At 70.6% G+C, this 12818-nt stretch carries 14 protein-coding genes; 10 read left to right on the forward strand and 4 right to left on the reverse strand.

Annotated elements, in window-relative coordinates; all coding sequences use genetic code 11:
* On the forward strand, positions 1 to 862 hold an 862-nt coding region (locus HMPREF3014_RS04300), incomplete at its 5' end, for a DUF1329 domain-containing protein (RefSeq protein ID WP_141765718.1).
* 149 nt (positions 863 to 1011) lie between these two features.
* Complete coding sequence (locus HMPREF3014_RS04305; protein WP_023087119.1) at positions 1012 to 3495, forward strand: LuxR C-terminal-related transcriptional regulator; 2484 nt, start codon at positions 1012 to 1014, stop codon at positions 3493 to 3495.
* A gap of 6 nt (positions 3496 to 3501) precedes the next feature.
* On the opposite strand, the gene HMPREF3014_RS04310 is transcribed toward HMPREF3014_RS04305, so the two are convergent.
* On the reverse strand, positions 3502 to 4314 hold the full coding sequence (locus HMPREF3014_RS04310; RefSeq protein ID WP_016253117.1) for a SirB1 family protein: 813 nt from the start codon (positions 4312 to 4314) through the stop codon (positions 3502 to 3504).
* 245 nt (positions 4315 to 4559) lie between these two features.
* On the opposite strand from HMPREF3014_RS04310, the gene HMPREF3014_RS04315 reads away from it, so the two are divergent.
* The 4 genes from HMPREF3014_RS04315 (at position 4560) to HMPREF3014_RS04330 (ending at position 8948) form a co-directional block, all read left to right on the forward strand.
* Entirely contained in the window at positions 4560 to 5585 is a 1026-nt protein-coding gene (locus tag HMPREF3014_RS04315; protein WP_023087120.1) for a Leu/Phe/Val dehydrogenase, read from the forward strand.
* Between the two features lie 141 nt (positions 5586 to 5726).
* Positions 5727 to 6824 (forward strand): pyruvate dehydrogenase (acetyl-transferring) E1 component subunit alpha, encoded by a 1098-nt coding sequence (gene pdhA, locus HMPREF3014_RS04320; RefSeq protein WP_003106978.1) that lies wholly within the window; start codon positions 5727 to 5729, stop codon positions 6822 to 6824.
* Positions 6817 to 7818: an alpha-ketoacid dehydrogenase subunit beta gene (locus HMPREF3014_RS04325; protein WP_003106981.1), complete on the forward strand. Its 1002-nt coding sequence runs from the start codon at positions 6817 to 6819 to the stop codon at positions 7816 to 7818. Before pdhA ends, HMPREF3014_RS04325 begins: the two co-directional genes overlap by 8 nt.
* Positions 7819 to 7835: 17 nt before the next feature.
* Positions 7836 to 8948: a dihydrolipoamide acetyltransferase family protein gene (locus tag HMPREF3014_RS04330; protein ID WP_003138213.1), complete on the forward strand. Its 1113-nt coding sequence runs from the start codon at positions 7836 to 7838 to the stop codon at positions 8946 to 8948.
* Here the strand turns inward: HMPREF3014_RS04330 and HMPREF3014_RS04335 are convergent, their stop codons facing one another.
* Genes HMPREF3014_RS04335 through HMPREF3014_RS04345 form a run of 3 tightly spaced genes read right to left on the reverse strand, consistent with a single transcriptional unit; the run spans position 8949 to position 10278 of the window.
* Positions 8949 to 9347, reverse strand: a complete 399-nt coding sequence (locus tag HMPREF3014_RS04335) for a DUF2809 domain-containing protein (protein ID WP_003117551.1) — start codon at positions 9345 to 9347, stop codon at positions 8949 to 8951. It abuts the gene before it with no gap.
* 44 nt (positions 9348 to 9391) lie between these two features.
* Complete coding sequence (locus HMPREF3014_RS04340; RefSeq protein WP_023087121.1) at positions 9392 to 9976, reverse strand: hypothetical protein; 585 nt, start codon at positions 9974 to 9976, stop codon at positions 9392 to 9394.
* Positions 9977 to 10011: 35 nt separating this feature from the next.
* On the reverse strand, positions 10012 to 10278 hold the full coding sequence (locus tag HMPREF3014_RS04345) for a YebG family protein (protein ID WP_003091854.1): 267 nt from the start codon (positions 10276 to 10278) through the stop codon (positions 10012 to 10014).
* A 209-nt stretch (positions 10279 to 10487) separates the two neighbouring features.
* On the opposite strand from HMPREF3014_RS04345, the gene HMPREF3014_RS04350 reads away from it, so the two are divergent.
* From HMPREF3014_RS04350 to HMPREF3014_RS04365, 4 genes are all read left to right on the forward strand, one after another.
* Positions 10488 to 10757 (forward strand): DUF2790 domain-containing protein, encoded by a 270-nt coding sequence (locus HMPREF3014_RS04350; protein ID WP_003091850.1) that lies wholly within the window; start codon positions 10488 to 10490, stop codon positions 10755 to 10757.
* 119 nt (positions 10758 to 10876) lie between these two features.
* Complete coding sequence (locus HMPREF3014_RS04355; RefSeq protein WP_003112066.1) at positions 10877 to 11095, forward strand: hypothetical protein; 219 nt, start codon at positions 10877 to 10879, stop codon at positions 11093 to 11095.
* A gap of 76 nt (positions 11096 to 11171) precedes the next feature.
* Positions 11172 to 11687 carry an RNA polymerase sigma factor gene (locus HMPREF3014_RS04360; RefSeq protein WP_003107536.1) on the forward strand — a complete coding sequence of 172 codons (516 nt, stop codon included), beginning with the start codon at positions 11172 to 11174 and terminating at the stop codon, positions 11685 to 11687.
* Between the two features lie 64 nt (positions 11688 to 11751).
* Entirely contained in the window at positions 11752 to 12738 is a 987-nt protein-coding gene (locus HMPREF3014_RS04365; protein WP_003147971.1) for a FecR family protein, read from the forward strand.
* The last annotated feature ends 80 nt before the right edge of the window (positions 12739 to 12818 follow it).

The following is a 12818-nucleotide window of genomic DNA, read 5'->3' on the forward strand; positions in this document are numbered from 1 at the left end:
CTGGAACCACATCACCCGCTACCGCGGCGGCAACCTCAAGCGCACCATCGTCCAGGCCACCCCGCAGACCAACGGCAGCTTCACGCCGATCCGCTTCGAGGAGTCGGTGGCATTCCCGCAGAACATGCCCGACCTCGACCAGAGCAAGGCGGCCAACATCCTCACCTTCTTCAAGCAGCAGGTGACCGCGCCGGCGCGCCTGGCGGGCAACGTGCTGTTGGTCCACGAGACCCTCGACCAGGTCAAGGAGCCGCGCCTGGCCTGGGTCTACAACGCCGGCCAGCGCCGCGTGCGGCGCGCCCCGCAGGTGGCCTACGATGGCCCGGGCACCGCCGCCGACGGCCTGCGCACCTCGGATAACTTCGACATGTTCTCCGGCGCCCCGGACCGCTACGACTGGAAGCTGGTCGGCAAGCGCGAGATGTACATCCCCTACAACGCCTACAAGCTCAACGACCCGACCCTGAAGTACGGCGACATCATCAAGGCCGGGCACATCAACCAGGACCTGACCCGCTACGAGCTGCACCGGGTGTGGGAAGTGGTCGGCACGGTGAAGCCGGGTGAGCGGCACATCTACGCCAAGCGCCACATGTACATCGACGAGGACAGCTGGCAGATCGCCCTGGTCGACCACTACGACGGTCGCGGCCAGCTCTGGCGGGTCGGCGAGGGCCACGCGCAATACCACTACGACCAGAAGGTCGCCGGCTACACCCTGGAGGCGCTCTACGACGTGATCGCCGGTCGCTACCTGGCGCTGGGCATGAACAACGAGGAGAAGCGCGGCTACGAGTTCGGCTTCAAGGCCTCGTCCGCCGACTACACCCCGGCCGCCCTGCGCAACGCCGGGGTACGCTGAGTCCCGGCCAGTCGCGACGAGCGTGTCGGCTTGTGCCGACGCGCTCGTTCGTTATGACGGCCCATCACCCGGCGCAATCATCGTTCAGCAGCGGGGCAGGCGCGGTCTAGGCTCCCGGCAAGGCGCTTCGACAGAACAAGAGCACTGCCATGACCGAGCCGACCGAGCTGCCCGCCGCCTTGCCGCGGCTGCCGCCGCAGCACCTGCCGCGGCCCCGTTTGCACCAGCCGCTGCTGCGCGGCGAATGCCGCCTGCGACTGCTCTGCGCGCCCGCCGGCAGCGGCAAGACCGTTCTCCTCGGAGAATGCGCGCGGCGGGCGCCGCCTGGCGTGCAGGTGGTCTGGCTGGCGCTGGGCGGGGACGCGCTGGACCCCGCGACCTTCCGCCGCCGCCTGGCCGGCGCCCTCGGCTTGGCCGAGGACAGCGACGAAGCGCAGCTGTGCCGGCGGCTGCGTAACGCTTCCGCGCTGTGGCTGCTGCTCGACGATTACCCACGGCACCCCGACCCCGCCCTCGACGCCTGCCTCGATCGCCTGTTGAGCGCGGCCTCGCCACGGGTGGGCTGGTGGCTGGCGAGCCGGCGGCGGCCGCAGTGCAACCTGGCGCGGTTGCTGCTGGAAGGGGAGTTGCTGGAGGTCGACGGCGGCCTGCTGGCGTTCGATGCCGACGAGGTCGCCGAACTGCTCCGCCTGCACGGGCGCAGCGCCGATGCCGCTACGGCCGGGACACTGCTGGAACGCAGCGGCGGTTGGTGCGCCGCGTTGCGCTTGCGCCTGCTGGTCGGCGAAGAGACGGCCGGACCGTTGTTGCAGGAATACCTCCAGCACGAGTTGCTCGACGAGCTGCCGCCGCCGCTGGCCGACGCCGCGCGTGCCCTGGCCTGGCTGCCGCAAGTCGGTCCGGAGCTGTTCCGCCGGCTGTTCGAGGAGCTGCCCCACGGGCTGGACGACCTGTTGGCGCGGGGCTTCCCCCTGCTGGCCGATGCGAACCAGCGCTACAGCCTGCCGCCGGCGATCCGCGAGGCCTGGCGCGAAGCGCCACAGCGCCCGCAGCGGGACTTCCACCGGGAAGCCTGCGAATGGTTCGCCGAACACGGCGAGACCCGCGAGGCGGTCGACCAGGCGCTGGCCGCCGACGAACCGGAAACCGCCGCCGGATTGTTGCAGAAGCTCACCGAGGAGCAATTGCTGCACGGCCACAACATCGGCATGGTCCTGGCCCTGCGCGACGAACTGCCGGCGGCGCTGCTGGCCAGCACGCCGCGCCTGGTGATCCTGAATGCCTGGGCGCTGCTCTACGCCGGACGCCTGGCCGAAGCCGAGGACTGCATCGGCCAGTTGGCGCGCTTCCTGCCGATGCCCTCGGCGTCCCGCCAGCGGGTGCTGCTGGCGCAATGGCAGGGCTTGTTCGGGATCCTCCTGCACTGCCGCGGCGAGCGCGGCGCCGCCGACTACCTGCGCGAGGCGCTGGAGCAACTGCCGGAGGACGCCTGGTCGCAGGGACTGATCTGCCGCTCGGCGCTGATGCAACTGGCGATGATCGAGGGGCGGATGGACCAGGCGCGGTTGATCGGCCGCGATGCCTTGCGCCTGGCGCGCGAGCACGACAGCCTGATCTTCGAGGCGCTGATCGAACTGGAGCGGGCGCAGTGGCTGGAGCAGCGCGGCGAACTGCTGCGCGCGGAAGGCGTCCTCGATCGCGCCCAGCGCTACCTGGAGGACCTCGGCCAGCAGGGCAGCCCGATGCTCGGCCGGATCGCCCTGCGCCGCGCGCGCCTGTGCCTGCAGCAGGGCCGCGAGGTCGAGGCCGGGCACTGGTATCGGCTGGGGCTGGAGCAGGCACGGGAGAATCTCGATCCCTGGGCGCTCTACGGCTACCTGGGACTGGCCTTGCTGGAAGCCGGGCAGGGCGACCTGGACGCGGCGTTCAACCGCCTGCTGGAGGTCGAGCGGCTGATGCAGCAGCGCCATGTCCCCGATCCGCTGTATCGCGGCGCGCTGCTGCTGGTCAGCTCCGCCCTGACCCTGCAGCAGGGAAGGCCGGCGCAGGCGCGGGAGATCCTGCTGCGGGTCCGCGCCTACTTCCAGCCGGGACGGGCGCGCCTGTCGCCGCCCTCCGAACCGGAGCTGGAAGCGCGGGTAGAGCACCAATTGGCACTGGCCGAACTCTACAGCGGCGAGGCAGCCGCCGCCGAAGCGCGGCTGCGCGGGCTGCTCGCCATTCTCGAGGCGCAGGGGCGGCAGACGCTGCTTTGCGAAGTGCGCATGGGTATCGCCGAGTGCCAGTTCCTCTCCGGACAATTGCCCCAGGCCCAGCAGACCCTGCGCAGCGGCCTGGAACTGGCGGAGCGGCTAGGCCTGCAACTGCCGCAGCGGCGACTGCGGGATCGCCAGCCGCAACTGTTCGCCGCCCTGCCGGGGGAAGAAGAGGAGGGGCTCAGTCCGCTCAGTTGTCGGGAGCTGGCGGTGCTCGGCCTGATCGCCCAGGGCTGCTCCAACCAGGAGATCGGCGAGCAACTGTTCATTTCCCTGCACACGGTGAAGACCCACGCCCGGCGGATCAACGGCAAGCTCGGGGTGGCCCGCCGGACCCAGGCGGTGGCGCGGGCCAAGGCCCTCGGCCTGCTCGCCTGAGCGGCCTCAGTGCAGGGCGCGGCCGGTCGGCGGGGCGAGTTCGCCCAGGCGCTGGCCGAGGCGCAGTTGCTCGGTGGGATCGTCGCTGAGCAAGAGCGCGCGTTCCAGGTCGTAGCGTTCCGCCTGCGGGCAATCCAGTTGCCGATAGAGGCCGGCGCGGGCCTCGTGGTCGGCGGCGCCCACCGGGCCGAGTTCGATCACCCGCTGGGCATCCTTCAGCGCGGCCAGCGGCTCGCCGGCGGCGCTGTGCAGTTGTCGCAGGTTGCGCGACAGACGCTGGAGGATTTCCCCGGGAGAGGCCTGCTTCAGGTAGGCGGCTTGCAGCTCGCTCTTCGGCCCCTGCAGGCGCAGCAGCAGTTCGCGGCAGTCGGTGGGATAGAGGCGCCGTCCGGTGGCCGGGTCGAGCAGATGGTCGGCCTGCGGCACGCGCAGCAGGAAGCGTCCCGGGAAGTTCACTCCGACCAGCGGAATGTCCAGCCGCCGCGCCAGTTCCATGGCCACCAGCGCCAGCGACAACGGCTGTCCCTGGCGCCGCTGCAGCACCAGCGGAAGCAGGGCCGAGCGCGGTTGCAGGGGGAAGTCGTCGTCTTCGCAGAAACCCTGTTCGCTCATTCGCCGCAGCAACCCCTGGGCGCGCTCGCTGGCCGAGGCGCGGTCGTCCAGGCTGGCGCCGATCTGCCGGACGAGTTCGTCGAGCTCGCGCAGGGCGTGGGCGGGCGAATACGCCGGGAGGTGCTCCGCGGCGATCCACAGGGCCGCCTTGAACAGCGCTGGCGGTTCCTGGGCGAGACAATCGAGGCAGGCTTGACGCGGGTCCATGGCTTTCCTCCTGGTGCGCCTGGATCGCTGCGGACGGGCCGTTCGGAGCACGCCGGGGCCGGTTTCGAGCGGGCGGACCCCAAGGTTGTAACCGTCCGCCGAAGCTTCGTCCAGTACCCGGCTCGGCGAGCGCCGCCGCCTGGTCGTCGGCCTTGCGGGCGTTTCGCCGACGCCTGCCTATACTGAAGGTGCCGGGCGGCAACGGCCCGGCCCGGACAACAAGCAGCAAGCAGGGGAGCCCCAGCATGTTCGACATGATGGACGCGGCCCGGCTCGAGGGTCTCCACCTCGCCCAAGACCCGGCCACGGGACTCAAGGCCATTATCGCCATCCACAGCACGCGACTCGGCCCGGCGCTGGGTGGTTGTCGCTACCTGCCTTACCCCAACGACGAAGCCGCCATCGGCGACGCCATCCGCCTGGCCCAGGGCATGAGCTACAAGGCGGCCCTGGCCGGGCTGGAGCAGGGCGGCGGCAAGGCGGTGATCATCCGCCCGCCGCACCTGGACAATCGCGGCGCGCTGTTCGAGGCCTTCGGGCGCTTCATCGAAAGCCTCGGCGGACGCTACATCACTGCGGTGGACAGCGGTACCTCCTGCGCCGACATGGACTGCATCGCCCAGCAGACCCGCCACGTCACCAGCACCACCCAGGCCGGCGACCCCTCGCCGCATACCGCCCTCGGCGTGTTCGCCGGGATTCGCGCCAGCGCCCAGGCGCGCCTCGGCAGCGACGACCTGGAAGGCCTGCGGGTCGCGGTGCAGGGGCTCGGCCACGTCGGCTACGCATTGGCCGAGCAACTGGCGGCGGTCGGCGCCGAGTTGCTGGTCTGCGACCTCGATCCCGGCCGGGTGCAACTGGCCGTCGAGCAGCTCGGTGCCCATCCGCTGGCGCCGGAGGCATTGCTCTCCACCCCTTGCGACATCCTCGCGCCCTGCGGCCTGGGCGGCGTGCTCACCAGTCAGAGCGTCAGCCAGTTGCGCTGCGCGGCGGTGGCCGGGGCGGCGAACAACCAGTTGGAGCGGCCGGAGGTCGCCGACGAGCTGGAGGCGCGCGGCATCCTCTATGCGCCGGACTACGTGATCAACTCCGGCGGCCTGATCTACGTCGCCCTCAAGCACCGCGGCGCCGATCCGCACAGCATCACCGCGCACCTGGCGCGGATTCCCGCGCGGCTCACCGAGATCTATGCCCATGCCCAGGCCGACCACCAGTCGCCGGCGCGGATCGCCGACCGTCTGGCGGAACGGATTCTCTACGGCCCGCAGTGACGGGCCGGCGTTTCCGGCGAGGCCGCCAGCGGGCCTCGCCAGCGGCAGTGCGGGCCACCCCCGCCGCGCCGCGCGTGCACGCCGCCACCCGCGGCGCGACCCTGAGCGGCACGCCTACCCGGCGTGCGGAGGAGGTTTGCGATGGTTCACAACCGGATCGACCCGCCTTTCACCCGCTACCTCGACAGCGACGGTCGGCCCCTCGGCGAGTTGCCCGCCTGGGCCGGCGACAGCGATGCGCTGGTCGGCCTCTACCGGCAGATGCTCCTGACCCGCCTGTTCGACCAGAAGGCGGTGGCCCTCCAGCGTACCGGGCGGATCGGCACCTATGCGCCAACCCTCGGCCAGGAAGCCATCGGCGTGGCCATCGGCAGCCAGATGCGCGCCGAGGACGTGCTGGTGCCGTATTACCGCGATACCGCCGTGCAATTGATGCGCGGCGTGCGCATGGAGGACATCCTCCTCTACTGGGGCGGCGACGAGCGCGGCAGCGACTACGCCGAACCGCTGGCGGCGCAGGACTTTCCCATTTGCGTGCCGATCGCCACCCAGGCCCTGCATGCCTGCGGGGTCGCCTCGGCGTTCCGCATCCGCGGCGAACACCGGGTGGCGGTGACCACCTGCGGCGACGGCGCCACCAGCAAGGGCGATTTCCTCGAGGCGCTGAACGTGGCGGGCGCCTGGCAGTTGCCGGTGCTCTTCGTGGTCAACAACAACCAGTGGGCGATCTCGGTGCCGCGGCGCATCCAGTGCGGCGCGCCGACCCTGGCGGAGAAGGCGGTGGGTGCCGGCTTCCCCGGCGAACAGGTGGACGGCAACGACGTGCTGGCGGTCGCCGAACGCGTCCGCGCGGCCCTGGAGCGCGCGCGCCAGGGCAAGGGGCCGACCCTGCTGGAGTGCATCAGCTATCGCCTGTGCGACCACACCACGGCCGACGACGCCAGCCGCTACCGTTCCGCCGAGGAGGTCAACCAGGCCTGGCGCGAGGAGCCGATCAAGCGCCTGCGCGCCTTCCTCGCCGGCCGCGGCCAGTGGGACGAGGAGCGCGAGCAGGCGCTGGTGGGCGAGTGCCAGGCGCGGGTGCAGGAGGCGGTGGAGCGTTTCGAGACGTTCGCCGCGCAGGCGCCGCAGGCACTGTTCGAGCATGTCTACGCGCGCTGGCCGGCGGTCCTGGAGGAGCAGCGCGAGCAATTGCTGGAGCGCGCCGCGCGGCGGCAGGGAGGGGCCGAACATGAATGAGCGCAACGGCGAAGCGAAACGCCTGGCCCTTCTGGAGGCGGTCAACCTGGCGTTGCACCGGGCCATGGCCGAGGACGAGACGGTGGTGGTGCTGGGCGAAGACGTCGGGGTCAACGGCGGGGTGTTTCGCGCCACCCTCGGCCTGCGCGAGCGCTTCGGCTTCAAGCGGGTGCTGGATACGCCGCTGGCGGAGAACATGATCGCCGGGCTGTCCATCGGCATGGCCGCCCAGGGCCTGAAGCCGGTGATGGAGATCCAGTTCATGGGCTTCATCTACGCCGCCATGGAGCAACTGGTGTCCCATGCCAGCCGCCTGCGCAATCGCACCCGCGGCCGCCTGGCCTGCCCGTTGGTGCTGCGCACGCCGATGGGCGCGGGGATCCGCGCGCCGGAGCACCACAGCGAGGCGACCGAGGCGATGTTCGCGCACATCCCCGGCGTCCGCGTGCTGGTGCCGTCGTCGCCGGCGCGGGCCTACGGCCTGCTCCTGGCGGCGATCGACGATCCCGATCCGGTGATCTTCCTCGAGCCGACCCGGCTCTACCGGATGAACCCGCAGCCGCTGGCGGACGACGCCCGGCGCCTGCCGCTGGACAGTTGCTTCACCCTTCGCGAAGGCGGCGACCTGACCCTGGTCAGCTGGGGCGCCAGCGTCCACGAGACCCAGCAGGCCGCCGAGCGCCTGGCGCAGCGCGGCATCGAGGCCGAAGTGATCGACGTCGCCTGCCTCAAGCCGCTCGACCTCGACACCCTCGAAGCCTCGGTGCGCAAGACCGGTCGCTGCGTGATCGTCCATGAGGCGCCGAAGAGTGGCGGCCTCGGCGGGGAAATCGCCGCGAGCCTCTACGAGCGTGTCCTGTTCGACCTGCGGGCGCCGATCCAGCGGGTCGCCGCGGCCGATATCCCGCCGCCGCTGTACCGCCTGGAAGCGCTGTACATGCCCGCCGTGGAGGACATCCTGGCGGCCTGCGACACCGTGCTCGGCTACGCCTGAGCCAAGGGGAGACGACCATGAAGCACTTCAAGCTGCCCGACCTGGGCGAGGGCCTGCAGGAAGCGGAAATCGTCGAATGGCACGTCAAGGCCGGCGACAGCGTGCGCGCCGACCAGCGCCTGGTCTCGGTGGAAACCGCCAAGGCGCTGGTGGACATCCCTGCGCCCTACGATGGGGTGGTGGGCAAGCTGTTCGGCGCCGAGGGCGACATCCTCCACGTCGGCGAACCGCTGGTGGGCTTCGAGGGCGAGGAGGCGGACGCCGGTACCGTGGTGGGGCGCCTGGAGGGCGGCGGTAGCGCCCTGGAGGACCGTTTCTTCATCGGCGCCGCACCGTCCACCCGCGAACACCTGGCACCGCGCGCGACCCCGGCGGTGCGCCAGTTCGCCCGCCAGCAGGGCGTCGAACTGGCCGGCCTGAGCGGCTCCGGCCCGGATGGCCTGATCACCCGCGCCGACGTCGAGGCCGCCGCCCAGGGCGCCCGCGAACGCTTCGGCGGCGAGCGCTTGCGCGGGGTACGGCGGAGCATGGCGCTGAACATGGCGCGCTCGCATGCCGAGGTGGTGCCGGTGACGATCTACGGCGACGCCGACCTGCATCGCTGGAAGACCGCACGCGACCCGTTGATCCGCCTGGCCCAGGCGCTGGCCGAGGCCTGTCGCGCCGAGCCGACCCTCAACGCCTGGTTCGATGGCGCCTCGTTGTCGCTGAAACTGCATGAGCGGCTCGACCTGGGGATCGCCGTGGACACCCCGGACGGCCTGTTCGTGCCGGTGCTGCGCGACGTCGGTGCGCGTTCGGCGGAGGACCTGCGCGCCGGTATGCGGCGCCTGCGCGAAGACGTCCAGGCACGCTCGATCCCGCCGGCGGAAATGCTCGGCGCGACCCTGACCCTATCCAACTTCGGCACCCTGTTCGGCCGCTACGCCAACCCCGTGGTGGTGCCGCCGCAGGTGGCCATCCTCGGCGCCGGCGGCATCCGCGACGAAGTAGTGGCCTGGCGCGGCGAGATGGCGATCCACCCGATCCTGCCGCTCTCGCTGAGCTTCGATCACCGCGCGGCCACCGGTGGCGAGGCGGCGCGTTTCCTCAAGGTACTGGTGAACGCCCTGGAGCAACCCGACGGCTGATCAGCGCCGGTGCTCCAGCCACCACGCCAGCAGCGCGCCGAGGGCGTAGGCGAGCAGGTCGAAGCCGTCGGCGGTGCTGCCGAGAACGATGCGCAGCACGGGGCTGGAGAATTGCCAATGCAGTTGCGCCGCCAGGTACTGGCCCAGTTCCAGCAGCGCGCCGACGGCAAAGGCGGCGGATGCCAGCCAGGCGGCCGGCGCCCTGAGCGCACTGCCCATCAGGTAGTAGAGCCAGACCACCGCCAGCAGGTCGCCGCCGAAGCTGCGTATCCAGCCCCAATGCCGGCCCAGGGTGGCGAGCAGGACCAGCAGGCCGAACAGCAGCAGTGCCAGCAGCAGGCTGCGCCGGTCCAGGCGCCAGCGTCGGGAGCGGACGGGGGAGGCGGGGAGAGCGGGCATGGGGCCTTCCTGGTCGATGGGGGTCGGACAAGCGCCGCGCGGACTCAGCGGCGTCGCAGGCTGGCGAGCAACTGCTCGATGAAGGCGTCGCTGCCGGAGCTGTCGAGGTAGTGCACCTGGGGACCGTCGAGCAGGTAGAGCGCGTGGTAGGGCTTGCCGGCCTGGCTGCCGCGCAGGCGATAGACCTCGGTGCCGGCCACGCGGTAGCGGCTGGCGCTGGCGCGCCGGTCGCACAGGCCGAGGGCCTGGCGCTGCGCCTGGAGACGCTCGCGCTCGGCGTCGGGCAGGCCGTCCAGCGGCAGGGCTCCGAAGAGCAGGCGAACCTGTCGCGGAAGGTCGAGCCGTTCGCCCTCGTCCGCGCCCATCTCGTTGCCTTCGAGCAGGCGATGGGCGAGGTAATGACCCTCGGCGTAGCGGGCGATCAGCAGGTCGCCGCTGTGCAGCAGGGTGGCGGGGGCCCGTTGCAGGTCGAGTTGCAGTCTGCCGGTGCCGCCCAGGGCCAGGACCTGCGCGGCGCCGGCAGAGGCTGCCGGTGTCTCGGCGTCCGTGGCCCGGAATGGGCAGGCGAGGGCAGGGGCGCCGGCGAGGCCGAGGAGGACGCACAGCAGGCCGGCAAGTTGTCGCGGCATGTTTCGGCTCCTTGCGCTTTGCTTGCAGCGGCGGCTCATTCGTCCGCGGCGTTTTCCTCGAACAGTTCGTTGAGGGCGTCCGGCTGGTTCTTGAAGGCGCGGGCGAAGGCGTCGCGGTTCTTCGCCATGAAGATGCCGAGTTCTTCCACCTGTTCCTCCTTCAGCGACGGCACCGCCTTCTGCAGCACCTCGGCCAGCGTTTCCGCCAGCTCCAGCATCTTGTCGTAACGATCGGCTTCAGCCTTGTCCATGAACAAACGCTCCTGATCCCGGCTGCTGCGGTACACCACTTCGACGGCCATTCATCACCTCTGTGCCTTCTGAGTCGCAAGGTTGCTTTGACTGGTTATCCATACAGTATATGGCGTCTTGCCGTCCGTGGATAGCGCCAGGATTGCTGGCGCATTGCCGGGGCGGTCGTCGTCTGACAGAAATGTCACGCCGGGCTCATGAGCCTGACAGTCTCCGCAGCGTAGTTTCAGGCTGAACGTTCTACCAAGGAGACATCCTCATGAGAGTGATCCCGTTGGCACTTGTCGCGCTGCTCGGCCTGGCACCGCTGGCCCAGGCGCAGCAGCAGCCCTACGGACCCAACCCGGACTCGAAATCGCTCCGCCAGCATTACGTGGAAGGGCGCCTGGACATCGCCCGGGTGATCTACAAGACCGACCTGTGGAGCGCCTGTGGGATCGTCCCGGCGCGCCTGGTCTACGAGGACTCGCAGGGCGAGCGGCATACCGTCGAGTACAAGGCCTGGGGCAGCGGTTGCAGCGGCAATTGAGCGAACCCGGCGCGGCACGGGCCGCGCCGGGTTTTCCTCGGCTCCCGCGCTTCTGCTAAGGTTGCGCGCCTGCCGCCCGTTGCGCGGCGCATACCTTCCGCCCCGCAAGGATGCCCGGCATGCAAGACCTCGGTTTCGCCCTCCTGCTCATCGGCTACGTCTGGTCCGTGGCCAGCGGCGGCCGCCGTTCGATCCCCTGCGCATTGCTCTGCCTGCTGCTGTTTCCGCTGGCGCAACTGGCCTTCGCCATCAACGACGCGCCGATGCGCCCGCCGCTGGCGCTGGCGGCCTTTGGCGCGGGCCTGGCCTACCTCGGCGGCGGCTCGGTGTTCGGCTGAGCCCGGCATCTCACAAGAATACGATTGAAAATCATTATCATAAAAAATATGCTGCTGCCCTTCTGAAAGGACGTGGGTGGATGCGCCGTTGGCGGAGCAGGATCTCAAGGCACTGTTTCTCAGGCATGCGCGGCAGTTGCAGTCGTATCTGTTGCGCAAGACCCGCGATCCGCACCTGGCGGCGGACCTGGCGCAGGAAAGCTTCCTGCGCCTGGCCGAGCAGCGGCACAAGGAGCCGATCGAGCATGTCGACGCCTATCTCTACCGCACCGCGCACAACCTCACCATCGACCATTACCGGCAGGAACGGCGGCGCCGCACCGAGACCCGCCCCAACGACGACCTCGCCGGGTTCGTCGCCGACCAGCCCGGCCCCGAGGAGTCCGCGGTGGATGCCGATGCGCTTGCCCGCCTGCGCGAGATAGTCGCCGAACTGCCGCCGCGCACCCGTGAGATCTTCCGTCTCAACCGTCTGGAGGGGCTGACCCATGCCGAGGTGGCGAGACGCCTGGAAATCTCCGATAGCTCGGTGCAGAAGCACCTGGCCCGCGCCCTGGCCCATGTGATGCAGGCACTCGAGGATTCCCGCTGAATGGATTACCGAGTCTTGCCGGTTCGCGCGTCTGAACCTCTATAACGACCAACGAGAGCCGCACGTGAACAGCCCCCAGGAACAACAGCAGATCCGCCAGCAGGCCGCCGAATGGGCGATCCGCCTGGACGGCGGCGACCTCGACCGGTCCCGGCGCGAAGCGCTGGACGGCTGGCTGGCGGCCGACCCCCGGCACCGGGCCGCGCTGGCGCTGGCGCAACGGACCTGGAAACAGCTGGGATCGCTGGCCGAACCGCGGACGATGGTTCAGACGCCGGTCGCCAGCGCGCCGCGCCGCGCCGGGGGGCGGCGCAAGGGCTGGCGCGGCTGGGCCGCGGCGGCGGCGGTGCTGCTGGCCCTGGGCAGCGCCTGGAACGAACGCGACGCCGGCGTGAGCTGGCTGGCCGACCACTCTACCGGCAAGGGCGAGGTACGCATCCTGCGGCTGGTGGATGGCAGCGAGGTCGAACTGGACGCACAGAGCGCCATCGATGTCGCCTACGACAGCCGCGAGCGACGGGTGCGCCTGCTCGAAGGCAGCGCGATCTTCCGCGCCGCCCCCCGCGCGGGCCGGGAGACCCGGCCCTTCGTGGTGGAAAGCGCCGGCGGCAGCACTCGCGCGCTGGGTACTCGGTTCCTGGTCAGCCGCAACGACGACGGCAGCGTCCAGGTCGGGGTGCTCGAACACCGCGTCGCGGTGGCCCTGGCGCATCCGCGCACGGGGACCGTCGGGCGCCGCGAGCTGGGCGAGGGCGAGAGCCTGCGCTACAGCGCGGAGGGCGGCGTCGAGGCGCCGCTGGGCGGTCGCCTCGACGACCTGACCAGTTGGCGGCGCGGCCTGCTGGTCTTCGACGAGCAGCCGCTGGGCGAGGTGGTGGCGCGCCTCAATCGTTACCGGCCGGGGCATTTGCTGGTGGCTCCCGGTGCGTTGGCGCAGCGGCGGGTCAGCGGCGTATTCCGGGTCGCCGACCTGGAGGCCTCGTTGCAGTCGATCAGCGATGAGCTGGGAGTGCGCAGCCTGGGCCTGGCGGGAGTGACGCTGCTGTACTGAGCGGCGCGATCGCTTCCGAGAGCCTCGACCACGGGCCGGGCAGTCGCCCCGCGCGCTTGTTCCGGCAGGGGCCGGGAAGC

Origin of the sequence: Pseudomonas sp. HMSC065H01 (assembly GCF_001815235.1) — a bacterium.
GTDB classification, from domain to species: domain Bacteria; phylum Pseudomonadota; class Gammaproteobacteria; order Pseudomonadales; family Pseudomonadaceae; genus Pseudomonas; species Pseudomonas aeruginosa.